Source organism: Microbacterium sp. Z11_20, assembly GCF_057197605.1.
In genome coordinates, this window is record NZ_JBXVOQ010000002.1 from 59,479 (window position 1) to 83,664 (window position 24,186).

The 24,186-nt window shown below is 68.7% G+C and carries 26 protein-coding genes; 23 read left to right on the forward strand and 3 right to left on the reverse strand.

Annotation, left to right across the window (positions count from 1 at the left end):
* The first annotated feature begins 41 nt into the window (after nucleotides 1–41).
* The 7 genes from AC2DFQ_RS05230 to mmsB all read left to right on the forward strand — a co-directional run bounded on the left by AC2DFQ_RS05230 (nucleotide 42) and on the right by mmsB (nucleotide 7,408).
* A complete protein-coding gene (locus tag AC2DFQ_RS05230) occupies nucleotides 42–335 on the forward strand; it encodes a hypothetical protein (RefSeq protein ID WP_484508135.1) in 294 nt (97 codons plus the stop codon).
* Nucleotides 332–1,444: a thiamine pyrophosphate-dependent enzyme gene (locus tag AC2DFQ_RS05235; protein WP_484533164.1), complete on the forward strand. Its 1,113-nt coding sequence runs from the start codon at nucleotides 332–334 to the stop codon at nucleotides 1,442–1,444. The genes AC2DFQ_RS05230 and AC2DFQ_RS05235 overlap by 4 nt, the downstream gene beginning before the upstream one ends.
* 89 nt (nucleotides 1,445–1,533) lie before the next feature.
* On the forward strand, nucleotides 1,534–2,454 hold the full coding sequence (locus tag AC2DFQ_RS05240; protein ID WP_484509966.1) for an alpha-ketoacid dehydrogenase subunit beta: 921 nt from the start codon (nucleotides 1,534–1,536) through the stop codon (nucleotides 2,452–2,454).
* Between the two features lie 11 nt (nucleotides 2,455–2,465).
* The gene (locus tag AC2DFQ_RS05245) at nucleotides 2,466–3,797 is read left to right on the forward strand and encodes a dihydrolipoamide acetyltransferase family protein (protein WP_484533165.1); all 1,332 of its coding nucleotides are present in this window, start codon (nucleotides 2,466–2,468) and stop codon (nucleotides 3,795–3,797) included.
* A gap of 14 nt (nucleotides 3,798–3,811) precedes the next feature.
* Nucleotides 3,812–5,308, forward strand: coding sequence for a CoA-acylating methylmalonate-semialdehyde dehydrogenase (locus tag AC2DFQ_RS05250; protein ID WP_484508138.1), 1,497 nt, complete (start codon nucleotides 3,812–3,814; stop codon nucleotides 5,306–5,308).
* Between the two features lie 14 nt (nucleotides 5,309–5,322).
* Complete coding sequence (locus tag AC2DFQ_RS05255) at nucleotides 5,323–6,453, forward strand: acyl-CoA dehydrogenase family protein (protein WP_484533166.1); 1,131 nt, start codon at nucleotides 5,323–5,325, stop codon at nucleotides 6,451–6,453.
* 37 nt (nucleotides 6,454–6,490) lie between these two features.
* Complete coding sequence (mmsB, locus tag AC2DFQ_RS05260; protein WP_484508140.1) at nucleotides 6,491–7,408, forward strand: 3-hydroxyisobutyrate dehydrogenase; 918 nt, start codon at nucleotides 6,491–6,493, stop codon at nucleotides 7,406–7,408.
* Here the strand turns inward: mmsB and AC2DFQ_RS05265 are convergent.
* Nucleotides 7,394–8,305 (reverse strand): fumarylacetoacetate hydrolase family protein, encoded by a 912-nt coding sequence (locus AC2DFQ_RS05265; protein ID WP_484533167.1) that lies wholly within the window; start codon nucleotides 8,303–8,305, stop codon nucleotides 7,394–7,396. The two genes, mmsB and AC2DFQ_RS05265, sit on opposite strands and share 15 nt — an antisense overlap.
* A 115-nt stretch (nucleotides 8,306–8,420) precedes the next feature.
* Between AC2DFQ_RS05265 and AC2DFQ_RS05270 the strand changes: the two genes are divergently transcribed.
* The 13 genes from AC2DFQ_RS05270 (at nucleotide 8,421) to AC2DFQ_RS05330 (ending at nucleotide 20,236) form a co-directional block, all read left to right on the forward strand.
* Entirely contained in the window at nucleotides 8,421–9,137 is a 717-nt protein-coding gene (locus AC2DFQ_RS05270) for an SDR family oxidoreductase (protein WP_484508142.1), read from the forward strand.
* A gap of 51 nt (nucleotides 9,138–9,188) precedes the next feature.
* On the forward strand, nucleotides 9,189–10,472 hold the full coding sequence (locus AC2DFQ_RS05275; protein WP_484533168.1) for an ABC transporter substrate-binding protein: 1,284 nt from the start codon (nucleotides 9,189–9,191) through the stop codon (nucleotides 10,470–10,472).
* Nucleotides 10,473–10,539: 67 nt separating this feature from the next.
* The gene (locus AC2DFQ_RS05280) at nucleotides 10,540–11,427 is read left to right on the forward strand and encodes a branched-chain amino acid ABC transporter permease (RefSeq protein WP_484508144.1); all 888 of its coding nucleotides are present in this window, start codon (nucleotides 10,540–10,542) and stop codon (nucleotides 11,425–11,427) included.
* Nucleotides 11,424–12,392: a branched-chain amino acid ABC transporter permease gene (locus tag AC2DFQ_RS05285; RefSeq protein WP_484533169.1), complete on the forward strand. Its 969-nt coding sequence runs from the start codon at nucleotides 11,424–11,426 to the stop codon at nucleotides 12,390–12,392. The genes AC2DFQ_RS05280 and AC2DFQ_RS05285 overlap by 4 nt, the downstream gene beginning before the upstream one ends.
* Nucleotides 12,389–13,117, forward strand: a complete 729-nt coding sequence (locus tag AC2DFQ_RS05290; RefSeq protein ID WP_484508146.1) for an ABC transporter ATP-binding protein — start codon at nucleotides 12,389–12,391, stop codon at nucleotides 13,115–13,117. The genes AC2DFQ_RS05285 and AC2DFQ_RS05290 overlap by 4 nt, the downstream gene beginning before the upstream one ends.
* Nucleotides 13,110–13,817, forward strand: coding sequence for an ABC transporter ATP-binding protein (locus AC2DFQ_RS05295; RefSeq protein ID WP_484508147.1), 708 nt, complete (start codon nucleotides 13,110–13,112; stop codon nucleotides 13,815–13,817). Before AC2DFQ_RS05290 ends, AC2DFQ_RS05295 begins: the two co-directional genes overlap by 8 nt.
* 95 nt (nucleotides 13,818–13,912) lie before the next feature.
* The gene (locus AC2DFQ_RS05300; RefSeq protein ID WP_484508148.1) at nucleotides 13,913–14,761 is read left to right on the forward strand and encodes a fumarylacetoacetate hydrolase family protein; all 849 of its coding nucleotides are present in this window, start codon (nucleotides 13,913–13,915) and stop codon (nucleotides 14,759–14,761) included.
* 76 nt (nucleotides 14,762–14,837) lie between these two features.
* Nucleotides 14,838–15,560: a GntR family transcriptional regulator gene (locus tag AC2DFQ_RS05305; RefSeq protein WP_484508149.1), complete on the forward strand. Its 723-nt coding sequence runs from the start codon at nucleotides 14,838–14,840 to the stop codon at nucleotides 15,558–15,560.
* A gap of 106 nt (nucleotides 15,561–15,666) precedes the next feature.
* Nucleotides 15,667–16,539 carry a VOC family protein gene (locus tag AC2DFQ_RS05310; protein ID WP_484509967.1) on the forward strand — a complete coding sequence of 291 codons (873 nt, stop codon included), beginning with the start codon at nucleotides 15,667–15,669 and terminating at the stop codon, nucleotides 16,537–16,539.
* Between the two features lie 32 nt (nucleotides 16,540–16,571).
* Complete coding sequence (locus tag AC2DFQ_RS05315; protein ID WP_484533170.1) at nucleotides 16,572–17,993, forward strand: amidohydrolase family protein; 1,422 nt, start codon at nucleotides 16,572–16,574, stop codon at nucleotides 17,991–17,993.
* A 40-nt stretch (nucleotides 17,994–18,033) separates the two neighbouring features.
* Nucleotides 18,034–18,333 carry an antibiotic biosynthesis monooxygenase family protein gene (locus AC2DFQ_RS05320; RefSeq protein ID WP_484533171.1) on the forward strand — a complete coding sequence of 100 codons (300 nt, stop codon included), beginning with the start codon at nucleotides 18,034–18,036 and terminating at the stop codon, nucleotides 18,331–18,333.
* Between the two features lie 31 nt (nucleotides 18,334–18,364).
* Nucleotides 18,365–18,712 carry an ArsR/SmtB family transcription factor gene (locus tag AC2DFQ_RS05325; protein ID WP_484508152.1) on the forward strand — a complete coding sequence of 116 codons (348 nt, stop codon included), beginning with the start codon at nucleotides 18,365–18,367 and terminating at the stop codon, nucleotides 18,710–18,712.
* Between the two features lie 123 nt (nucleotides 18,713–18,835).
* On the forward strand, nucleotides 18,836–20,236 hold the full coding sequence (locus AC2DFQ_RS05330) for an amidohydrolase family protein (RefSeq protein WP_484533172.1): 1,401 nt from the start codon (nucleotides 18,836–18,838) through the stop codon (nucleotides 20,234–20,236).
* Here the strand turns inward: AC2DFQ_RS05330 and AC2DFQ_RS05335 are convergent, their stop codons facing one another.
* Nucleotides 20,237–20,926, reverse strand: coding sequence for a hypothetical protein (locus AC2DFQ_RS05335; protein WP_484533173.1), 690 nt, complete (start codon nucleotides 20,924–20,926; stop codon nucleotides 20,237–20,239).
* Between the two features lie 349 nt (nucleotides 20,927–21,275).
* On the opposite strand from AC2DFQ_RS05335, the gene AC2DFQ_RS05340 reads away from it, so the two are divergent.
* From AC2DFQ_RS05340 to AC2DFQ_RS05350, 3 genes are read left to right on the forward strand one after another with little or no spacing between them, the layout of a single operon-like run.
* A complete protein-coding gene (locus tag AC2DFQ_RS05340; protein ID WP_484533174.1) occupies nucleotides 21,276–22,013 on the forward strand; it encodes a hypothetical protein in 738 nt (245 codons plus the stop codon).
* Nucleotides 21,991–22,404, forward strand: a complete 414-nt coding sequence (locus AC2DFQ_RS05345) for a phage holin family protein (RefSeq protein WP_484508156.1) — start codon at nucleotides 21,991–21,993, stop codon at nucleotides 22,402–22,404. The genes AC2DFQ_RS05340 and AC2DFQ_RS05345 overlap by 23 nt, the downstream gene beginning before the upstream one ends.
* Entirely contained in the window at nucleotides 22,401–22,979 is a 579-nt protein-coding gene (locus AC2DFQ_RS05350; RefSeq protein ID WP_484508157.1) for a DUF3618 domain-containing protein, read from the forward strand. Before AC2DFQ_RS05345 ends, AC2DFQ_RS05350 begins: the two co-directional genes overlap by 4 nt.
* Before the next feature lie 63 nt (nucleotides 22,980–23,042).
* On the opposite strand, the gene AC2DFQ_RS05355 is transcribed toward AC2DFQ_RS05350, so the two are convergent.
* Nucleotides 23,043–24,083 (reverse strand): LacI family DNA-binding transcriptional regulator, encoded by a 1,041-nt coding sequence (locus tag AC2DFQ_RS05355; protein ID WP_484508158.1) that lies wholly within the window; start codon nucleotides 24,081–24,083, stop codon nucleotides 23,043–23,045.
* Between the last annotated feature and the right edge of the window lie 103 nt (nucleotides 24,084–24,186).

Here is a 24,186-nt window from a genome sequence, read left to right on the forward strand (position 1 = left end):
CGCGCGGCCGAGAGGACGCCGACGAACGAGGAGGTTGTCGAATGAGCGCAGGAGCCCGTGGGCCGTCGCCGACCGAGGACGTCCACCGATCCATCGTCACGGTGACCGTTCGCAGCAGTGACTCCGAGGGCCTCCTGCGCCTGGTGTCCGTGTTCCACCGACGCCAGGTGGACATCCTGCAGGCCACCTATTCCTCGGCCGGATCGTACCGATGGATGGCGGCGACGGTGGAGACCACCCAGCATCGGCTGCGCACGCTCGCCCTCACGCTCTCGAACACCGTCGGTGTGACGGGATACGAGGTCACCGCCCCCACCCCCCAGGAGCTCGTATGACCGCCGTCGCCGTCCGCGCCCCTCGACTGATCTCTCCGGCCCGGCCGGAGCCGGCCCTCCCGCCCACGCAGTTCGTCACCCCGGAGGGCGACCTCACCGCCGAGGGTGCGGAACAGGGCGTGGACGTGGTGCTGGCGCGCCAGCTGTATCGCGACATGGCGCGCGCGCGCCGCTTCGACCGGGAGGCCCTCGCGCTGCAGCGTCAGGGCGAACTGAAGCTCTGGCTCATGTCGTGGGGTCAGGAGGCGGCCCAGGTGGGGTCGGCGCGTGCGCTGCGCGACTCCGACCCCATCTTCCCCAGCTACCGCGAGCACGCGGTCGGGCTCGTGCGCGGGCTCTCTCCGAGCGAGCTCATGGCGCAGTGGCGCGGAGTCACCCATGCAGGGTGGAGCAGTACACAGTCGAACTTCCACATCTACTCGCTGGTCCTCGGCACGCAGACCCTCCACGCGGTGGGGTACGCGACCGGTATCGCGCTCGAGGGTTCGGATGAGGTCGTCGCGGTGTACTTCGGCGACGGCGCCGCCAGCGAGGGCGACGTGAACGAGGCGCTCAACTGGGCGGCCGCCGCTGCCCTTCCGGTCCTCTTCTTCGTGCAGAACAACCAGTGGGCGATCTCCACGCCCACGACCACCCAGATGGCGTCCCCCCTGCACCGACGCGCGGCTGGCTTCGGCATCCCGGGCTTCCACGTCGACGGCAACGACGCCCTCGCGGTGCACGAGGTGACCCGCCAGGCGGCGGACTACGTCCGCGCGGGCAACGGTCCTGTCCTCATCGAGGCGCAGACCTACCGGCTCTCCGGACACAGCAGCTCGGACGACCCCAAGAGGTACCGGCACGACGACGATGTCGAGGCGTGGACCGCCCGCGATCCACTTATCCGGCTCCGGGTGGTGCTCGAACGCAACGGAACCCCCGCCCGGTGGTTCGACCGCCTCGACGAGTCGCTGGAGAAGCTCGCCGAGACCACGCGCGCCGAGTGCCGCGCGCTGACCGCCCCCGATTTCGACGACCTGTTCGACGCCGTCTACGCCGAGCCGCACCCGCTCCTGGAACAGGAACGACTCGAGCGAGCCCGCCGGGTCGCGGGAATGGCGGGGATGTGAGCGCCGTGCTCGGGTCGACCGACGCCGCGGAGGAGGGCCTGGGCACCCTCACCCTCGCCAAAGCGCTCAACGCCGGGCTCCGCCAGGCGATGGCCGACGACGATCGGGTGGTCCTCCTCGGGGAGGACGTCGGGGTGCTCGGCGGGGTCTTCCGCGTCACCGACGGCCTCAGTGCGCAGTTCGGCGAGCGACGGGTGATGGACACGCCCCTGGCCGAGTCGGGGATCATCGGAACCGCTATCGGGCTGGCCCTGCGCGGGTTCCGTCCGGTGTGCGAGATCCAGTTCGACGGATTCGTCTACCCCGGGTTCGACCAGATCGTCAGTCAGCTCGCCAAGCTCCGCGCCCGTTCCGGCGGGCGCCTGGCCTTGCCCATCGTCATCCGCATCCCGGCCGGCGGCGGCATCGGGGCCGTCGAGCACCACAGCGAATCGAACGAGGCCTACTTCGCTCATACCGCGGGGCTCCGTGTCGTTTCGTGCTCGAACCCCGACGACGCGTACCACATGATCCAGCAGGCGATCCGCTCCGACGATCCCGTCATCTTCTACGAGCCGAAGCGCCGCTACTGGGAGAAGGCCGAGGTGTCGGCGCACCCGACGCGGGCGATGTCGCAGGCAGCGGTGCTGCGCGAAGGCACCGACTGCACGCTCGTGGCGCACGGGCCGTCGGTGGCCACCGCGCTCGCCGCCGCACAGGCCGCCGAGGAGGACGGATTCTCCGTGTCGGTGGTGGATCTCCGTTCGATCTCGCCCCTGGACCTCCCGACGCTGCGGGAGAGCGCGCGCCGGACCGGGCGCATGGTGGTCGTGCACGAGGCATCGACCTTCCTCGGCATCGGTGCGGAGATCGCCGCCGCCGTCACCGAGGCGTGCTTCTACGACCTGGAGGCACCGGTCCTGCGGGTCGGGGCGTACAACATGCCCTACCCCGCCGCGGAGCTCGAAGACCAGTTCCTCCCCGATGTCGACCGGGTCCTCGACGCCGTCGACCGCGCTCTCAACTTCTAGGAAGGCCCATCATGCCTGTCATGAACTTCGCGCTCCCTGACGTGGGAGAGGGGCTCACCGAGGCCGACATCCTCACGTGGCTCGTCGCCGAGGGCGACACCGTGGGCGTGAACGACCTGCTCGTCGAGGTGGAGACCGCCAAGGCGGTCGTGGAACTCCCGTCGCCCGTGGCGGGAACGGTTCTGTCCATTCATGTCGAGGCGGGAACGACGGTGCCGGTCGGGACGGTCCTCGTCTCCCTGGGTGACCGGAGCGAGGCGGAGGCGGCTGGGGATGGTGCCGGCGAGGCTCCGCCCGGCGCCCGCGCCTTCCGCGGGGCGGCTGCCCGGGATGCGGCGGCGCAGCTCGAAGGGGCCGCTTCGGATGCGGCGGATGACGAGAAGCCGCTCGTGCTCGTGGGCACCGGTCCCACCGCGGCGCCGGCCCGCAAGCGCAGACTGGGCGCCTCGGGCGCCTCCTCGCTGTCGGCGGAGGCGCCCGGGCGTCCACGCGCGAAGCCGCCCGTGCGGGCACTGGCGAAGTCGCTCGGGGTGGACCTGGCCTCCGTGCCCGCCGACGCCTCCGGCGTCGTCCACCGTGACGCGCTGCTCGCCTCCGCCGCGGCGTCCCCCGCGCCGGCGGCATCCCCCTCGGCGCCCGACGACGGCGACCTGCGCACCCCGATCCGCGGCGTGCGCAAGGCGACGGCGGAGGCGGTCGTGCGATCCGCATTCACCGCGCCGCACGTCACCGTCTGGCTGACCGTGGATATCACCCCCACCGTCGAGCTCATCGCGCGGCTGAAGAAGGACCGCGCCTTCCAGGACGTGCGCGTCAACCCTCTCCTCCTGGTCGCGCGGGCCTTCCTCCTCGCCATCCGCCGCCATCCCGCCATCAACGCGTCGTGGGACGAGAGCGCACAGGAGATCGTCCAATACCGGCGCGTGAACCTCGGGATCGCCGCCGCGACGCCGCGCGGCCTGATCGTGCCCAACATCAAGTCGGCCGACACGCTCGCCTTCGAAGGTCTGGCCGGCGCCATCGGCGCACTCGTGGAGAACGCGCGCGCGGGTCGCACCACCCCCGCCGACATGAGCGCCGGTACCATCACGATCACCAACATCGGTGCCCTCGGCGTGGATGCGGGCACCCCGATCCTCAATCCCGGTGAAGCGGCGATCCTCGCGTTCGGTGCGATCCGCGAGATGCCGTGGGTCGTCGGTGGCGAGATCGTGCCGCGCCGGGTCACTCAACTCGCGCTGTCTGTCGATCACCGGTTGGTGGACGGCGAACTCGCGTCTACTGTGCTGGCTGAGCTCGGTGCGATCCTGTCGGATCCCGCGCGCGCCATGACCATCGTCTGAGCAAGGAGAACGTCATGAAGGAATTGACCCATTTCGTCGGCGGCGAGCACGTCGCCGGCACCTCCGGGCGCTTCGGCGATGTGTACGACCCGTCCACCGGCGAGGTGCAGGCACGGGTGCCCCTGGCGAGCGCCGCGGAGGTCGCTGCGGCGATCGCCAACGCCGAAGAGGCCCAGCTCACGTGGGGCGCATGGAACCCCCAGCGCCGCGCCCGGGTACTGCTGCGCTTCCTCGACCTCGTGGCGAAAGACCTCGACCACCTGGCGCGTCTGCTCTCCAGCGAGCACGGGAAGACGGTGGATGACGCGAAGGGCGACATCCAGCGGGGTGTCGAGGTCGTGGAGTTCGCCGCGGGGGCCCCGCACCTGCTGAAGGGGGAGTTCAGCACGGGGGCCGGCACCGGCATCGACGTGCACTCGCTGCGCCAGCCGCTCGGCGTGGTCGCCGGAATCACGCCCTTCAACTTCCCGGCGATGATTCCGCTGTGGAAAGCCGGTCCGGCTCTGGCGGCCGGGAACGCGTTCATCCTGAAGCCGAGCGAGCGCGACCCCTCGGTCCCGCTGCGCATCGCCGAACTCTTCCTCGAGGCGGGCCTCCCCGCCGGGGTCCTCAACGTCGTCAACGGCGACAAGGAGGCCGTCGACGCGATCCTGCACGACGAGCGGGTGAAGGCCGTGGGATTCGTCGGCTCGACGCCGATCGCGCAGTACATCTACGCCACGGCCGCGGCGAACGGCAAGCGCGCGCAATGCTTCGGTGGTGCGAAGAACCACATGATCGTGATGCCCGACGCCGACCTCGACCAGGTCGCCGACGCCCTGATCGGTGCCGGCTACGGCTCGGCGGGCGAGCGGTGCATGGCGATCTCGGTGGCCGTTCCCGTGGGGGAGGCGACCGCCGACGCGCTCGCGGCCAAGCTCGCCGAGCGGGTGACCTCGCTCACGATCGGTCCGGCGCTGGAGGACGGCGTCGACTACGGGCCGCTGGTGTCCCGGGAGGCTGTGGAGCGCGTGAGCGGGTACATCCAGCAGGGCATCGACGAGGGTGCCACGCTCCTCGCCGATGGCCGCGGATACTCGGTGCCCGGCTACGAGAACGGGTTCTACCTGGGTCCGACACTCTTCGATCACGTCACCCGCGACATGACCATCTACCGCGAGGAGATCTTCGGCCCGGTGCTCGTCATCGCCCGTGCGGACGACTACGAGCAGGCCCTGGCGATGGCCTCCGACCACGAGTACGGCAACGGTGTGTCCATCTTCACGCGCGACGGCGACGCCGCCCGCGACTTCTCCACCCGGGTGAACGTCGGCATGGTGGGCGTCAACGTGCCCATCCCGGTACCGATCGCCTACCACACGTTCGGCGGCTGGAAGAAGTCGGGATTCGGCGACCTCAACCAGCACGGACCCGACGCGTTCCGCTTCTACACGAAGACGAAGACCGTGACCACGCGGTGGCCGTCGGGGATCAAGGAAGGCGCCAGCTTCGTCATCCCGACGATGCACTGATCATGCACGCGTACATGACCGAGGAACGCGCGGCCCTCGTCGAAGCCGTCCGCGACTTCTCCGACGCCGCCCTCGCCCCGCACGCTGCGGAGTGGGACGCGCAGAAGCACTTCCCGGTGGACGTGCTCGCCCAGGCGGGTGAGCTCGGGCTCGGGGGCGTCTACGTCCGGGAGGAGAGCGGAGGCGCCGGGCTGACGCGGCTGGACGCGGTCGCGATCTTCGAGGCGCTGGCCGGTGGCGACACCACGATCGCGGCGTACATCTCGATCCACAACATGGTGGCGTGGATGGTGGACACCTTCGGTACCGCGGCGCAGCGGGAGGAATGGCTGCCGGGGCTGACGGCGATGACGCAGCTGGGCAGCTACTGCCTCACCGAGCCCGGGGCGGGATCGGACGCGGCCGCCCTCACCACGTCGGCGCGGCGGGAGGGCGACGAGTACGTCCTCAACGGCGTCAAGCAGTTCATCTCCGGCGCCGGCGCCTCCGCCCTCTACATCGTGATGGCCCGCACCGGGGCGCCGGGAGCAGGCGGCATCAGCGCGATCCTCGTCCCCGACGGCACCCCGGGGCTCAGCTTCGGCCCGAACGAGAAGAAGATGGGCTGGAACGCCCAACCCACCCGCCAGGTGATCCTGGAGGACGTGCGCGTGCCGGTCGACGCGCGTCTCGGCGAGGAGGGCGACGGCTTCGGCATCGCGATGAAGGGCCTCAACGGCGGACGGCTGAACATGGGCGCGTGCTCGCTGGGCGGCGCGCAGTGGGCGTTCGACCGGGCGCGGGCGTACGTGCAGGACCGCCATGCGTTCGGCGCGCCCCTGGCCGCGAACCAGAGCATCGTCTTCACCCTGGCCGACATGGAGACCCAGCTGCAGGCCGCGCGCGCCCTGCTGGAACGCGCCGCGAGCGATCTGGACGCCGGCGCCCCGGGCGTTGCCGCATCCTGTGCTCTGGCCAAGCGGTTCGCCACCGACGCGGCCTTCGACGTCGCCAATCAGGCCCTGCAGCTGCACGGCGGCTACGGGTATCTCTCGGAGTACGGGATCGAGCGCGTGGTGCGCGACCTGCGGGTGCACCAGATCCTCGAGGGAACGAATGAGATCATGCGCCTCATCGTCGGCCGCAGCCTCCTGGAGCGCCGATGATCCTCGCGACCGGATATCACCCACCGAAGGAGAACAGATGACCACGATCGCGTTCCTCGGCCTCGGCCACATGGGCCTGCCGATGGCGACGAACCTCGTCCGTGCGGGTCACGTCGTGACGGGATTCGATGTGGTGCCGGCTGCCCTGGACGGTGCGCGCGCGGCCGGCATCGTCGTCGCGTCGAGCGCGACAGAAGCCGTCGCCGATGCGGAGGTCGTCTTCACGATGTTCCCGAGCGGTCGGCACGTGATCGACGCGTATGCGGGAGCGGCGGGCTCGCCCGGGCTCCTGGCCGCCGCGCCTCGCGGCACGCTCTTCATCGATTCCTCGACGATCGCCGTCGACGAGTCGCGCACCGCGCACGCGCTCGCTCTCGAGGCGGGCCACCGCAGTCTCGATGCTCCGGTATCCGGTGGCGTCGTGGGAGCGGAGGGGGCGACCCTGGCCTTCATGGTCGGTGGCGAGGAGGACGCGTTCGCTGCCGCCCTGCCGCTCCTGGAGCGGATGGGGCGGCGCATCGTGCACTGCGGCGGACCCGGTCTCGGCCAGGCGGCGAAGGTGTGCAACAACATGATCCTCGGGGTCACCCAGATCGTCGTGGCCGAGGCGTTCGTCCTGGGCGAGCGCCTCGGGCTGTCGCATCAGGCGCTGTTCGACGTCGCCTCGAACGCGTCGGGACAGTGCTGGGCGCTCACGACCAACTGTCCTGTCCCGGGACCCGTGCCGACAAGCCCGGCCAACCGCGACTACCAGCCGGGCTTCGCCGGCGCACTGATGTCGAAGGACCTGGGCCTTGCCGAGGCCGCGATCGACCTCACCGGCGTCGACGCGAAGCTGGGCATGCTCGCGCGAGAGATCTATCGCGAGTTCGCCGACGGGGCGGGCGGCGCACAGGACTTCTCCGCGATCATCCACACCATCCGCGCGGACAGCGGCCCGTTACCAGCCGGATGAGAGCGGATGGAGCGGCTCGGCGGCCACGATGGTCTGTCGCGTCCGCCCGATGAGGTCCACCGACATCTCCACGATGTCCCCGGGCTCGAGCCACCCCTGGAACGCGGGGGAGTTCGTCCGGGAGTGCTCCAGGAGGCACCCCCCGCCGACCGTTCCCGACCCGATGACGTCACCGGGGTGGAGAGTCGTTCCGCGTGACGTGTATGCGACGACGTCGGAGAACGCCCAGTCGATCGTCGACCAGTTGCCCGCCACGACCTCGCGACCGTTGACGGATGCGCGCATCCCGACATCGAAACCCTTGCCGGCTCGCCGGGGTGCGAACTCGTCGGCTGTGACAAAGGTCGGGCCCAGCGTGGTGGCGGTGTCCTTGCCCTTGGCGGGGCCCAGGCGGGTGGTCATCTCGGTGAACTGAAGGTCTCGGGCACTCCAGTCGATGTACATCGTGTAGCCGGCGATATGGCTGTCGGCATCCTGAGGTCGCACGTTGTGGGCCGTCCGTCCGATCACAGCCGCGACTTCCAGCTCGAAATCGAACTGGGAGGTGCCCGGCGCCATCGGCACGTCCTGGTACGGGCCGATCACCGCGGCGGCGTTGGAGAGGTAGAACGCGGGGAACTGCGAATGGATGGGGTCCACCGGCCCGAGCGAGTTGCGAATGTGCTCGTGGAAGCACATCGAGTCGCGGAGCGACCCCGGCCGGAGCGGTTCGACCACGGTGAGATCGGCCAGCTCGACCGGCGATACCTCCAGCGCGCGAGTGGCGGCGCGAGAGAGCGAGTCCGCGGTGATGAGGTCGAGCAGGGTCTCGCTGCCCGGGTACGGATGCGCGTGCTCCCCGACCACCACCGCGGGCCGAGCGCCCTCTGCCGTCCTGTACGAGATCCATCGAGTCATCATCGCCTCCAACAATCGACAATACCGTTACTTAAGATTCTTATGTATAGTGTCGTTCACCGGCGCGGACGCCGGGAGTCAGGCTCACGATGGCGAGAGGATCGGAACAGCGCTCATGCCTCAGCACGGTCAGCATGTCGTCATCATCGGGGGCACCAGGGGTGTCGGGCTCGAGCTGGCGAAGCGCGCGCACGCGCTGGGATGCCGGGTCACGATCGCTGGACGCGATCTCGACGTCGGGATGACCGCTGCGGAGTCGGTCGGCGAGAACTGCGCGGCGGCCACGTGCGATCTGTCGGATTGGGCGTCGATCGAGGCCTTCATGGCCGCGTGCGACCCGATCGATCACCTGATCCTCGCGGCGGTGGAGCGGGACAGCCACACGATCGCCGAGTACGAACCGGACGACAGCGCGCGAGCACTCCTCATGAAGAACGTCGGATACGCGACCGCTGTGCATCACGCACTGACGAAGTTCACCGTCGGGGCCTCCGTGGTGATGTTCAGCGGGCTGTCGATGTGGAAGCCGGTGCCCGGCTCGGTCTCCCTGTCGATGGCGAACGCGGGAGTCGTCGGTCTGATGAACTCGCTCGCTCTGGAAATCGCGCCTGTGCGCGTCAACACCATCGTCCCGGGGGTGGTGGGCGACACCCCCGCCAGCCGAGGCGCCGCACCCGCGCGCCAGGCCGTCTATGAGGCGATCCGCCAGCGGACGCCCGGAAAGCGCCTCGTCACGACGGACGACATCGTCGCGGCGACCTTCGCCCTCACCGACAACGCCGGGATCAACGGCGCGACCCTCGTCGTCGATGGCGGAGTCATCCTCACCTGACCTCCGATCGCGCGCGAAGTGGCGTGCGATCGACAACCCATAGGAGCATCGATGAAGAAGTTTCCTGTTCTCGGAGCCGGCCTCGCCGCCGCTCTCATCCTGTCGGGCTGCGGCGCGGCAGAGCCCGCCGAGACCGCCCCTGTCGAGGGCCCGGGCGTCGCCCTCGTCGCCCCGATTGCCGACCTGGACTGCGTCGAGGAGGCCCCGACCGGTGAACCGATCGTGGTGGGAGGGTCCCTCAGTCTCACGGGCAACTTCGCGGCCGCCGCGAAGATCCACGACGCCGTCGCCGACATCGTCGTGGAGTGGGTGAACGAGTGCGGTGGGATCGACGGGCGTCCGATCCAGTGGAGCGTCCTGGACGATGCGTCCACTCCGGCCAACGCGGCCGCGAACTACGAGAACCTGATCAACCAGGGTGTGGATCTGGTGATGGGCCCGTACGCCACCGCCAGTATCCTCGCGGCGGCCGGCCCGGTCGGCCGGGCGGGGTTCCCGTATATCACGCACACTTTCGGCTCGCCGGCCGACTTCGTCGGCGACAACCATTTCCCCGTCTGGCAGCATGGCGGCGGCACCGAGGACCCCGACGAGTTCTTCGTGCCGATGGCTGGGCTGGTGTGGGACGCGCTCGAGCGCACCGGTGAGCCCCCGGCGACCGCTTTCTACGGCATCCCCAAGTTCCCCTCCTCGATCGTCATCGGCGAGGCGGTGCAGGCCGAGTTCGAGGGCAATGATGTCGAGACTCTCGCGAAGGTGGAGTTCGACCTCGGGACCACGGACTTCAGCTCGATCGCCCTCCGCATCCAGCAGGCCGATCCCGACGTGATCTGGTGGGGAGGCGTCGGCGGCGACGTCGTGAACCTCTTCGACGCCTTCGCCACGATCGGATACGTGCCGAAGCAGTTCGTCGCTTCGGTGGCCGCGCCCGCTGCGCTGGAGTCGCTGGGGTCGGAGGCCGAGGGGCTCATGACGCTTTCCATCTTCGAGGAGAACTCGACCCTTCAGGGGGACCCCCAGGCGGAATACTTCGTCGAGCGGTTCCATGCGACTGCCGCCGGGCTCGAACTCTTCCCGCAGGTCGAGACTCAGGCCGCCGCGAGTTTCGCGGCGTGGCAGACCCTGCTCGCCGGAGTGGCCAACGCCGGACTCGATCGCGCGGCGATCATCGAATACCTTCGCGGCGCCACTGTCGACACGATCGCCGGGCCACTGACCTTCGGCGGGTTCAACGGCTACGGCACAGATGTCAACCGCATCACCCAGATCCAGGACGGCGAGCGCGTCACAGTGGCGCCGGCGGACCTGGCGCTTGCGGAGCCGGTCGCACGGTAGCCGCCCCGGCGGGGGAGGCAGCCGTCTCCCCCGTCTTCATCCGCCCATCACGACGAAAGGACCGCACATGGATGCGCTGGCTCAAACGCTCGTGTCCGGCGCCCTCTTGGGCTGCCTGTTCGGCTGCATCGCCCTGGGCATCACGGTGAAGTGGGGCCTGCTCGGCGTCGCCGACTTCTTCCACATCTCCCTCGTGCTCGTCTCGGCATACATTTCGTACACCCTGGTCGTGGAGGCGCAGATGAGTCCCTTCGCCTCCCTCGCCATCACCGTCCCCGCCTTCTTCCTCGTGGGGGTAGGGCTGCAGTACTTGCTGCACGTCATCAAAGCGAGCGTCTTCACCACGCTGCTCATCAGTTTCGGCCTGTTCATCGCCGCGGAGAACACGATCAGTCTCATCTGGAGCTCTGACGTGCTCAGCATGCGGACGGCCCTGCCTGAGGAGTGGCGGACGGCCGTCGCACTCGGGGACCTCGCCGTTCACCCGGTCGATCTGCTCAGCCTGGGTGCAGCGGTCATCCTCGTCGGAGGCGCAGCCGCCTGGTTGCGATACACCAGATCGGGACGCGCACTCCGCGCGATGCATCAGGACCTGCCGATCGCCCAGATCTTCGGTGTTCGCACCCTCACGCTCGCGCTCGTCGTATCCGGCGTCGTGGCCGCCACCGCCGCGGTGGCGGGGACGATCGTCGCCATGAAAATGCCGTTGCAGCCGCACCTCACCACGCAGTGGCTCGGGATCGTCTTCGTCGCCTGTCTCCTCGGAGGCCTGGGGAGGCCCCTCAGCGCGCTGCTGGTCGCGGTCTTGGTGCTGATGATCCAGAACGTCTGGTCGCTGTATCTGTCTCCCTCGTGGTCGCCGGCGATCGCCTACGGCGTGCTCTTCCTCTACCTGGCTCTCGAGCCGGTGGTGCGAGCCGGCCGGCTGCGGATCGCCCTGGGGAGGACGGCATGAACAAGACCACAACGACCCTGGGCGGAATCCTCGCCGCTGCCGTGCTGCTGGTCCTGGTGCCGTTCCTGGTGCCGGGAAACCTGTACATCGTCGCGTTCGGGTTCCAGCTCATGGTGTGGATCGTGCTGGCCACGAGCTGGAACGTCTTCTCCGGCGCCGCCGGATACCCCAGCTTCGGGCACGGGGTGTTCTTCGGGATCGGCATCTACACGACGGCCGTTCTGCTGCGTGCCTTCCCCGGGCTCCCCTTCGTCGTGACGATCCTCGTATCCGGTCTCGTCTCGGCGGCGGTCGCCGCGGCTCTCGGCGCGGCGATGTTCGCGTCATCCCGGTTCCGGAGCGACCTGTTCGGCCTCGTCACCCTCGCACTCGCGTTCGTGGTTCCCACGATCGCCCTGAACATCCCCGCGATCGACGGCGGCGCCGGCGTCTCACTCCTGCAAGCGGCAGAAGGCACCTTCGTGGGCAACGACCCGGTGCGCCTGTATCTCACCGCCGTCGTGCTCGCCTTGCTCACCGTCGCGCTGACCGTCGTGATCTGGCGCGGACGGTGGGGGCGGGCCCTCTCCGGTATCCGCGACGACGAGCAGGTCGCTGAGTCGCTCGGCGTGCCCACCTACCGCTACAAGGTCGGCACGTTCGCGCTCAGCGCGGGCCTGGCCGGGCTCATCGGCGCCCCGCAGGCGGTCTTCCTCGGCTACGTCGACGTGGCGGCGGTGTTCAGTTTCACCGTGCCGCTGTTCGTCGTGATGATGTCGATCCTCGGCGGGGTGACCAAGTGGTACGGGCCGATCCTCGGGGCCGTCGTCATCGTCGTCCTGCAGGAGATCCTCAGGGGGCTCGGGGTTCCCGAGATCGCCCAGATCGTCGTCGGGCTGCTTCTGGTGCTCTTCATCGTCGTCCTCCCTCGCGGGGTGGGCGGTCTCTTCGAATCCCGGCGGAGGAAAGGACCGGTGGTGTCATGAGCGTGCTTTCGTGTCGCGGGGTCGTGAAGCGCTACGGCGGTCTCCTCGCGCTGGACGGGGTCGACCTCGAGGTGCAGGCCGGCGAGATCGTCGGACTCGTCGGACCCAACGGCTCCGGCAAGACGACACTGCTGAACACCATCGGGGGGTCGACCTTCGCTTCGGCCGGCGTGATCGAATTCCAGGGCGACGAGGTCACGACGATGTCGGCCCATCGCCGTGCGCGGCGCGGCATCTCGCGCACCTTCCAGATTCCCCGACCGCTGCCGTCCCTCTCGGTGCACGAGAACGTGGTGCTCCCGGCGATGTTCGGGCGCCACCGCGCCTCTCGAACGGATGCCGACGCCCAGGCGGCCGACATCCTCCGACGAGTGGGGCTGGCCTCGCACGCGGACGCGGCCACCTCGACGCTGACGCTCCACGAACGCAAGTTCCTCGAGATCGCTCGAGCCCTGGCTCTCTCGCCGCAGCTTCTCCTCCTCGACGAGGTGCTCGGCGGGCTCAACCCGACCGAGGTCGAGGCGGGTGTGGAGCTCATCGCGAGTCTTCGCGAATCCGGTGTGGCCATTCTGTACATCGAGCACAACGTGAAAGCGGTCACGCGCCTGGCCGACCGCATGTACGTGCTCAACCGCGGCCGGAACCTCGCCAGCGGCGTACCGGCCGACGTGATCGCCGACCCCGCTGTGATCGAGGCCTACCTGGGGAGTTCGTCCCATGCTTGACGTACAGGATGTCGCTGTCTCCTACGACCAGGCGATCGCGCTGCGCGGAGTGAGCATGTCGATCCGCTCCGGGCAGTCGGTGTCGCTCATCGGATCCAACGGCGCGGGCAAGTCGACCCTGGTGAAAGCCCTCATGGGCATGCAACCGGTCCGCGGCGGCCGCATCCTGTTCGAGGGACAGGACCTCGCCGGCTCGCCGTCCAGTTCTCGACCCGCACAGGGCATCGCCCTCGTGCCGGAGGCCCGGCGTCTCTTTCCGCACCTGAGCGTGTGGGACAACCTCCAGATGGGGCTGCACGATCGCGCTGCGCGTGCGCGTTCGCGCGGCGGACTCGACTGGGTACTGCATCTGTTCCCGGTCCTCACCGAGCGGTCGCGGCAGAAGGCAGGCACGCTCTCCGGCGGCGAGCAGCAGATGGTCGCGATCGGGCGCGCTCTCATCTCCCGTCCGCGCCTGCTCATCCTCGACGAACCGTCTCTCGGTCTCGCGCCCATCGTGGTCGAGCGGGTCTTCCGGCTCCTGGAGGAGGTGCGGACGGAGGGAGTGACGATGCTCATCGCGGAACAGAACATGCACGCCGCCCTCTCCATGTCCGACTTCGGTTACGTCCTGGACGACGGCCGCGTGACGATGAGCGGACCCTCCGCCGAGCTGCTCACCACCCCCGCGGTTCGGGCTGCCTACCTCGGCGGCACGTGATGCGTGGAATCGATAGTTCCTAAAGAATCGATTCTAATCTATCCTGGATCGAGACCATGCCGCACGTGCGGCGACGCACCAGAAAGGCGCACACCATGAAGATCGCCAACCTCGCCGAGCGCCTCGTCATCGTTGAGGATGACCGCGCCATCGATGTCGAGAACGCCAGTGCAGGGCGGTTCTCCTCCGACCCTCAGGCGATCTACGAACGCTGGGAAGAGTTCCTCGCCTGGGCGCCGTCTGTCGCGGGTTCCGCCGCCCTGCCCTTCGATGAGCGACGCGCCGCGGCGCCGGTCCCGCGCCCGCGCCAGGTGTTCGCCATCGGACTGAACTACCGCGCTCACGCGGCCGAGGCGGGGGAGGGCGAGCCCACCTTCCCGCCGACCTTCACCAAGTTCCCTACCTCGCTGACCGGCGCCTTCGCCGAGGTGGAGCTGCCGACCGACACCGTGGACTGGGAGGTCGAACTCGTCGTCGTCATCGGACGCGAAGCCGTCCGCGTGCGTGAAGCCGACGCGTGGGAGCACGTCGCAGGCCTCACGATCGGGCAGGACCTGTCCGAACGGACCCTGCAGCTGCTGCCCCCGATGCCCCAGTTCTCGCTGGCGAAGTCCTTCCCCGGGTTCTCACCCACGGGACCGATGGTCGTGACTCCGGACGAATTCGAGGATCCCACGGACCTGGCTCTGGAAAGCCGCCTCGGGGACGAGGTGCTGCAATCGGGACGCACCTCTCAGATGATCTTCTCCGTCGCGGCCCTCATCGAACGCCTCTCCGCCGTCACCCCGCTCCTGCCGGGTGACCTGATCTTCACAGGCACCCCCTCCGGAGTCGGCGTCGCGCGCGTGCCGAAGCGTTTCCTGCGTCCCGGCGAGGTGCTGACGTCGACGATCGAAGGCCTGGGGGCCATGGAGACGACTCTGGTCGGCTCTGCGCGCGGCTGACCGCGGGTCGTATCGACAGATGCGGTAACAGTCGAGTATTCCAGGTGGAAGAATCCGCGGACGGTACGATCAAGCCATGGCGATGAGAGGCAACGCACGCACGCTCGGCGTCGACGTGTACGAGCAGATCCGCGACCGCATCCTCCGCGGCGACTTCGCTCCCGGTGCCCGGCTGCGCCCGGCCACCCTCGGGCCCGAGTATGACGTCAGCGTCAGTGTCGTCCGCGAGGCGCTCACGCGACTGTCGGAGCAGGGGCTCGTTCTCGCCGAGCCCAACCTCGGATTCGCGGTGCCCCTGCTGTCACGGGAGAGGCTCGAGAATATCGTCCAAGCGCGCGTCGAGGTCGAGGGCATCACCATCCGGATCTCCGTCGAGAGCGGGGATCTCGCCTGGGAGTCGTCGGTGATGGCCGCACATCACACCCTCAACCGCACGCCGCTGCGGCTCGAGGATCAGGGCCTCAATCCCGACTGGGTCACGGCGCACCGCCAATTCCATGCCCAGCTGCTTGCGGGCTGTCAGAACGACGTCCTGTTGGGAATCTGCGCGTCGCTGTTCCAGAGCGCCGAGCTCTACCGCAACTGGTCCGAGCCTTCGCCCGGTGCTCAGCGCAACGTCGCGGCCGAGCACGACGCGCTCGCAAAGGCGGCCATCGCCCGGGAAGCGGACAAGGCCTCGGCGTTGCTCAAGGCGCATATCGAGAAGACGCGAGATCTGGCAGTGAAGAACATCGGCGCGTTTCGCTCGGACGAAGCCGCACCGCGCACGCGGACCCGAGGAGCGTCGGCCGCCGACTGAGACGAAAACAGAACATCTCTAACTATCGACTATTGGGTTCACTGTTGTATAGTTGACTCGAGGCCAAGTCGGCACACCGTGGCACAAGGGAGTGGACACCATGCGGATGCACGTCGGTCATATCGCCATGAGAGTGACGAACCTGGAGAAGTCGGTCGATCACGCGCGGCGCACGCTCGGACTGCGAACCACGTGGGCCTCGCCGACGGAAGTGCATCTGTCGGCCAACGCGCGCCATCACGAGCTTCAACTGATCCAATCCGATCGAGCGGGGCTGGACCACGTCGGGCTGGAGATCGAAGATCCCCGTGACCTCGACGCGCTGCGCGACCGGATCATCGCGTCCGGTGCCATCATCCTCAGCGAACAGGTGCAGGAGGTCGGCATCCAAAAGGCCATCCGGTGCATCGGTCCGGAGGGGATCGTGTTCGAGCTGTACTCCGGAATGGAGCGCCTACCGCTCAGCGTGGATACGGTGATCCCCGCACTCGCACGCAAACTCGGCCACGTCACCTTCTTCGCCGAGGAGAAGGCAGAGGTCGAGAGGTTCCTCCTGGATGTCCTCGGCTTCCGCGTGTCGGACCGGTTCGGCGACTGGGCCACGTGGCTGCGGTGCGACCCCGATCACCACGGTATCGCCATCGCTCAGAGCCCGGCGGGCGGCGGGAGCAGGATGCATCACTACGCCTTCGAGATGGCGAGCATCGGCGAGATCGCCCACTACGCCGATCACGTCGCGCGTGACGGACAGCACTTCCTCTGGGGCCCGGGCAGGCACGGACCCGGATTCAACATCTTCACCTATCTTCTCGACCCGGAGGAGGCAGTCGTCGAGGTCTACACCGACCTGCTCCGCATCGATGACGAGGCCGCGTACAAGGCCGTCGATTGGTCGGCGCATCCGCACGCGATGAATCTGTGGGCACGGGATGACACCCCCGAGAACTGGAGCGAGATCGGCATCCCCATCCTGAACTGACTCAGCGCGGCACTCGACGAAGGCGACATCACATGACCAACCTCGACAACACACCCGACAACCACCCAGGCCCCGCGCTGGATCCGGAACGCAGCGGCCGGCCCGGCGACCGGTACGTGATCCGCGGCGGGGCGGTGATGTCGATGGACCCGCAGGTGGGGGATTTCGAGGAAGCCGACGTGCTCGTCGACGGTTCCACCATCGTCGCGGTGGGGCGCGATCTGGCGGTGTCCGGCATCCCGGTCGTCGATGCCCGCGGCCGCATCGTCATGCCCGGGTTCATCGACACCCATCACCACCTCTTCGAGACGGCCCTGCGTGGCTTCCTCGCCGACGCGGTGCTCTTCAACGACGGGCGTCCGCACGCGGCGGTCAACTACGTCGACTACGTGCTGGATCGGTTCGCGCCGCAGTACCGGCCCGAAGATGTGCACATCAACACGCTGTTCGGCTCGCTCAGTCAGCTCGACGCCGGAGTGACAACCGTGCTCGACGTCTCGCAGATCCACCATTCGCCGGAGCATTCGGACGCGACTGTGGAAGCGCTGGCCGGTTCGGGGCGCCGCGCGGTCTTCGGATACTTCGAAAGTCACGGGGGCAGAGCAGGCAACCAGTACCCGGAGGATGCCGGCCGGCTGCGCTCGCAGCACTTCTCCTCATCGGATCAGCTGCTGACGATGATGATGGGAGGAGAGATCTACCTCCCCGGCTATGAGAGGGCGTGGGAGGTAGGGCGCGAGCTCGGTCTCCCGATCGTCGCCCACGTCGTGGGCAGTTTCGGTCTCGGGCCGGAGTTCGACAAGCTGGCCGCGGCAGGCGCCTTCGGCAGCGACAACCTCTTCCTCCACATGACCGGGATGTCGGAACTCGGGTGGCAGCGGGCGAAGGACGCGGGCGCCGGATTCTCGGCGGCGGTGCCCATCGAGGTGAGCATGGGCCACGGCACGCCTCCCCTCCTGAAGGCGCTGGCGATGGGAATCGAGCCCTCGCTGTCGACCGACATCGAATGCACGTTGACCGCGGACTTCTTCACGCAGATGCGTGGGGCGATGGCACTGCAGCGTGGTCAGGTGCACGAGATGATCCTCTCCGGCGTGGAAGACACCCCGGCGCTCCTCACCGCTCGCGACGTCCTGCGGTGGGCGACGATCAACGGCGCGCGTGATCTCGGACTGGATCACCGGGTCGGAACTCTGACTCCCGGGAAAGAGGCGGACATCGTCATCCTCGACGCGGAGGCCCTCAACGTCGCGCCGCTGAACCACGTGCCCGGCGCCGTGGTGGGGTTGATGGAGCGCTCCAACGTCGAATCCGTCATCGTCGCGGGCAAGGTCCGCAAGTGGAAGGGTCGCCTCCTCGATGTCGACCTCGCGCGCCTGCGCGACGATCTCAGCGCCTCGCGCGACTACCTGTTCGAGTCGGCCGACGTCGCCCGCGACCTGTTCGCGTCCTGACGACGGGTCCTCCGGCGGGCGGAGAACAGGGGAGGAGCAGGTGATCGCGCACATCGTGATCGCGGAGTTCACACCAACCGTGGACGACCGCGACATCCAGCGGTTCCACCAGGAGCTGGGCGCCATGCGGGTGCGTTTGGGTGGGCTGCTGCGACAGTACGTCCACGGTCCGGGCCTCGGGCTGCGCCCCGGCGTGCGCGGGTACGGGATCACCGCGGTCGTGGACTCCGTCGAAGCGCTGGACGCCTACCTGGACGACGAGGACCACCTCCGCATCGGCGCTCACTACGGCCCGCTGCTCTTCTCCGAGCTCAGGTCGGTGCAGGTCCGGGTCGACTGAGCCGCCGGCCGCACGAAGGGATCCGTTCACGATGAGCTCTGCTCTGATCGGCGACGAGGTCGTCGAGCAGCCGCCGTCGGAGATCAGCGAGGTGTTCGCCGCGCTGGCGAACGACCATCGACTGCACCTCCTCGAGGTGCTGCGGGAGAACGTCGGGCTGCGCGGGCTCGGCATGACGGTCACGAGCCTCGCCCTGGCCACGGAGCGGAGCCGATTCGCCACCTCGCACCATCTTGCGGTCCTGCGCGAGGCCGGCCTCGTGGTCGAGCATCGCCGAGGTGCCAGTCGTCTTCACCAGCTCAACGCCGATACGTTCGACCGCTTCTTCGGCTGGCTGATCCCGTTTCTCGATGCCGCCGAAGAATTCCGTGCCCCCTAGCCGCTGTGTGTCGTGGGCGGCCCGCGACGTCGGCCGGGGTTTTCGTACAGGCGCGGTGATCGAAATCCGCGACACATGCTCTGCGTCTCTAGCGTGAGAACCAGTGACCCCGAAAGGAACCCCATGAGTGTGCGAAACCAGCCGGAAGCGCGTGATCGGATCATGGCCGCACAGAACGATCCTGACCGCGCCGTGCTCATCGAGGGGGCGACGGTCATCACCATGGACGGCACCGCCCCGTTCCTTGGTGACGTCCTCATCCGTGGCAACCTCATCGAGGCGGTCGGTCCCCGGCTGGGTGAGCGCGTGACCGACGCGATTCGCGTCGATGCGTCGGGGTGCCTGCTGCTGCCGGGTCTGATCGACTCCCACGTGCATGCGTGGGAGGGGCAGCTGCGCGGGATCGCGCCCGACGCCGAGTTCGCTGACTACGTCGCGCTCACCCACGGCGGCCTGGCAAAGCACTACCGTCCGGAGGACATCGCGATCGGGGAGAAGCTGACCGCCCTGCAGGCTATCAACGCGGGAACCACCACGATCGTGGACAACAGCCACAATTCCCGCAGCCGCGCTCACAACGATGCGGCGATCGAGGCTCTCCTGTCCACCGGCATCCGCGCCGTGTACGCGGCCGGCAGTGCACAGTTCGGCGAGCACGAGAATCACCTGCCCGCGGATCTCCTGCGCCTGCGGCGGGAGTACTTCGAATCCGGGCAGGACCGGGTCACGCTCCGGCTCCTGGACGTTCAACCGTCGATCGGCAACTGGGAATTCGCCCGCGAGTACGGATTCGGTCTCTGTGCGGAGATTGGGTCGTCGAGCCCGATCCTCGATGAGCTCGCGGCCTCCGGCCTGATGGGCCCGGACCACACGTACAACCACTGTGCCGGGCTCTCCGCCGAGGTGTGGAGTGCGATCGCCGACAGCGGCGCCGCCGTCAATCTCGTTCCACGGTCGGATTCGCACTTCGGAGTCGGGGCATTCGCGCCCGTCCTCGAGGCCCAGCGCCGCGGGATCGTGGTTGGCATCAGCAGCGACAACGAGATCAGCTACGGCCATGATCTGTTCGCAGAGATGAGGGCCTTGCTGACGGTGCAGCGTGGGCTGAGCTTCGCCGCGGAGCTGTCCGGAGACACGACAGCACCGCCCCGGTACGGGGCTTACGACGTCCTGCGCGCTGCGACGGTCGGCGGGGCGCGGAACGCGGGTCGCTCGGACGAGATCGGTACGGTGACCCCCGGGAAGCGTGCCGACCTGGTGCTGCTCAGCCTCGAGGACGTGACGACCCGGCTGTGGGGTTCGGCGGTGGGAACGGTCGTGAACTTCGGCGGCACGGGCACGGTGGACACGGTCTTCATCGATGGTGAGGTGCACAAATGGGGCGGCGACGTCGTGGGGGTGGACGTGAACGCGCTCGTGCGGGCGGGCGAAGACTCCCGCGCGTACCTGTTCGAGCGGTTCGGCCTCGACCTCGCCGACGTGCGCGCCGCGCCCGACGGGGAGGTGTCCTCGCGGACGCGCTGATCACGAAGCCCGGCTGTACACCTTGTGGGGCCGTCCGCGCGATTCGGCGATGGCCTCGACGTCGATCTCGCCGAGAGTCACGAGGTACTCCAGGTAGCGCCGCGCCGTCACACGCGAGATCCCGAGCCGCGCGGCCACGAGCGCCGCGGAGAGGGGATGCGCCTCGGTGAGCAGCAGGTCCCGGACGATCTCGAGGCGGTGGGCGGACAGTTCGCGGGGCACCCACGCGCGCGAAGGGTAGGCGGTTGAGCGGAGCTGGTCGATCTCGGTCTGAGAGAGGTGCGCGGCATCCGCGCCGTGATAGTTGCTCAGTTGGCGCACCGATTGGATGAAGCGGTCGGGGCCGACGGGGGCGACGAGATAGTCGTTGGCGCCCAGGCGCAGCGCGTCCCGAAGTGCGTACGCCGACGGCTGTGAGGTCACGATGATCACCTCCAGCTCCAGCCGGGATGCGCGTATCGCGCGTAGGAGTCCGATGGACGGACAGGTCGACAGGACCCCGTCACGCTCGAACTCGCCGAGCACGAGCAGCCCTGGTCGGCTGGAGTTGATCGCCTCGCCTGCGCTGGCGGGATCGCGGCGCACCGCCATCGCCCGAGCTCCCGGGACGGTGCTGCTCCACGCGCGCAGCCGATCGGCGCGCGAGCGGTCCCCGTCGGCGATGAGTACGTCCAAGCGTGCCTCCGTCATCCCGATAACCTCCATCGCTCGCACCTACGCCGGCCTGGAGACAGCATTCCGGACGACCTGCCCGACCTCAAGCGTGATTTCGACGCCATCGACCCGGTTGCGTAACGATGGGCACCGACGCGAGTCGACTTCGAGTCGTACGACCTCGAGCCGGCCGATTCCTTCTGCTTCGACCCCGGCGCCACCGCCTGACTCATTCCTCGAAGGGTCATCTCACCCCCCGATCGGCGCGGCGCCCGCCCGCGCGCGTTACACGTCCAGCCGCTCGCGTCAACCCAGGCGCACGAAGGGCCCGCGGTCGCATAGACCGGTACCGAGTCGGTCCCCCGATCGGCAGCGAGAGGAAGACATGTCAGAAATGTATGGAAGCGGGTCGGCGGGTGCATCGGGGGCTTCAGAGCCTCAGCCGGGCACGGTCGAGACCGCGAAGAACGAAGCAGGCGAGGTCGCCGGTACCGCCAAGGAGCAGGCCGGCCACGTCGTAGAGACCGCCAAGACCGAGGCTGCATCCGTCGCCCGCGAGGCGAAGACCCAGGTCAAGGACCTCTATTCGCAGACCCAGACCGAGCTGAAGGAACAGGCCGCCGTGCAGCAGCAGCGCGTGGCCGATGGCCTCCGCTCCCTCGGGGACGAGCTGGGCTCGATGGCCGAGAAGTCGGAGACGCCCGGGGTTGCCGCAGACCTCGTGTCGCAGCTGTCCTCCCGTCTGAGCGGCGCAGCCACGTGGATCGGCGACCGCGACCCGGGATCCTTGCTGAGCGAAGTGAAGTCGTACGCGCGCCGCAAGCCCGGCGTCTTCATCGCGGCCGCCACGATCGCAGGACTCGCGGCGGGCCGGCTGACGCGTGCCCTCGCCGAGCAGGCGGCGGACGACAAGGACGCATCATCGGCCGCGTCCGGGACCGTGACGACGGGGTCGACCACGGGCACCGTCGGCGCGACCGGCGTCCGTCCGGTGCCGCCGGTTCCCGGTGAGTTCGGTTCCGCACCCGCCGGTTCGCCGGCCGTCGGGACCCCGGTCTACGACCAGATCCGTGGCACCGGGTCCGGTGAGGGGAGCACAGATGTCCGATCAGACACCCTCTGAACAGAAGGCAGCGACGAACTCGCTGGGCGAACTGCTCAGTGAGGTGACCGGCGACCTTTCCACGCTCATGCGGCAGGAGCTCGAGCTCGCCAAGGTTGAGCTGCGAGAGTCCGCCAAGCGCGCCGGAAAAGGCGCGGGCATGTTGGGCGGCGCCGCGTACGCGGCCATCATGGCGATCTTCTTCCTGTCCGTGGCCCTGTGGTGGGCGCTCGGATGGCTGGTCGGTCTCGGCTGGTCGGCCGTGATCGTCGCCGTGATCTGGGGTGTGATCGCGCTGGTGCTGTACCTGTCCGGCCGCAAGCAATTGAACGAGACCAAGGGGGCGCCGCAGACCGTGGACACGCTCAAGCAGATCCCCGACGCCGTGAAGAGAAATGAGGAGAACCGATGAGCGATTCACCGGAAGCCATCCGTGCGAACATCGACCGCACCCGCCAGGAACTCGGCCTCGATGTCGACGCGCTCGCCGACAAGGTGACGCCGTCCAAGATCGCCCAGCGCCAGACTGACAAGGTCAAGGGCGCCTTCGGGTCCGTCCGTGAGCGCATCATGGGCGCCGCCGACGACGCATCCTCGTCGGTGCAGGGTGCCGGCTCGTCAGCGGCTTCGGGCGTCTCCGACGCCGGTCAGCGGCTGGCGTCGAAGGCGGAGGGGAACCCGCTCGCCGTCGGTCTGATCGCCTTCGGCGTCGGACTCGTCGTAGCCTCCCTCATCCCCGCATCGGAGAAGGAGAAGCAGGTCGCCGGAGCCGTCAAGGAGCAGGCGCAGCCTCTCGTCGATGAGGCGACGAATGTCGCCAAGGAGGCCGGGGAGCACCTTCGGGAGCCCGCTCAGGAGGCGATGGCCGCCGTCAAGGACACCGCGACCGACGCGGTGTCCAACGTCCAGGGCGAAGCCACGGATGCGGCCGGCACGGTCACCGACCGGGCGCGCGACGCCCGCGGCACCGTGAGCGACAACGGCTGATCTCGCGCGATCAACGGGTGCTGCGCGGCTGAGGCCGCGCAGCACCCGTCCTTATTTCGACGGTCAGGACGGCTCGGCGGACACCGACCCGCGCAGGCGCAGCGGCATGGGCAGCCGGTCCACATGCGGGGCGACGGGGAAGGGTTCCTCCAGCAGCGTCTGGATCGCGCGGTGACCGAGTTCGTGGTGGGGGATGGCGAACGTCGTCAGGCCGGGGCGCAGCCAGCCGGCGAGCTGATGGTCGTCGAAGGAGACGACGGAGAAGTCACCGGGGATGCTGAGACCCGCCTCCGCAATGGCCTGATACGCACCGAAGGCCAGGCGATCGTTGAACGTGATGAGAGCACCGCGGCGTTCGCCCGTCGAGAGCAGCCGCGAGGTGGCTCGCCAGCCGTCCTCGGGCAACCAGACGTTGCACAGTTGCGCGCTCGCCGGCGATACGCCCGCCTCGGAGAGCGCGGCGAGGATTCCGGCGAGGCGCTCCCTTCCGGCCACGGTCTGCCCTGGAACGTCATCCAGGGAGGGGCCCGCTCCGATCAGGTGGATGCGGTCGTGGCCGGACTCGAGCAACGTCGCGGCCGCCGCCCGGCCGGCGGCGTATTCATCGGGGACCACCGCGGGGGCAGAATCGAGCGGGTCGGGAAGCGCGTTCAGGAGGATGGCGGGGCGGTTGCGCAACGCGCCGGGAAGCGACCGCTCGCGCGTGAACATCGACGCGATGACGAATCCGTCCACCTGGCGATCGAGCATGGCGTCCACGAGGCGATCCTCCTCGTGGCGATCGCCCTCCGTTTCGCCGATGAGCAGCATGTAGCCGTTGCGGTGCGCGTGGCTCAGCGCCCCCTTGATCATGTCGCCGGCGAGTTGCGAGGTGGCCACGGTGTCGGAGATGAATCCGATGGTGCGACTCGAGCCGCTCCGGAGCCCCGCCGATACGATGTTCGGCCGGTAACCGAGCTCGGACGCGACCCGGCGGACGCGTTCCTGGGACGAACTCGAGATCCGCAGCTCATCGCCGCGCTCGCTGAGCACCAGGGACGCGGTGGTCCGCGAGACGCCCGCTGCACGCGCGACGTCGGCGAGCGTGACTCGTCTCTGACTCACTGGGCCCTCCGCTCTGCGAAGATCCTAGCCGGGTCGGTCTTCGTGGGCGGCCGCCCGTCACCGTTGACAGCGGGCGGGTCCAAACGAGATGATGACCGTGCTA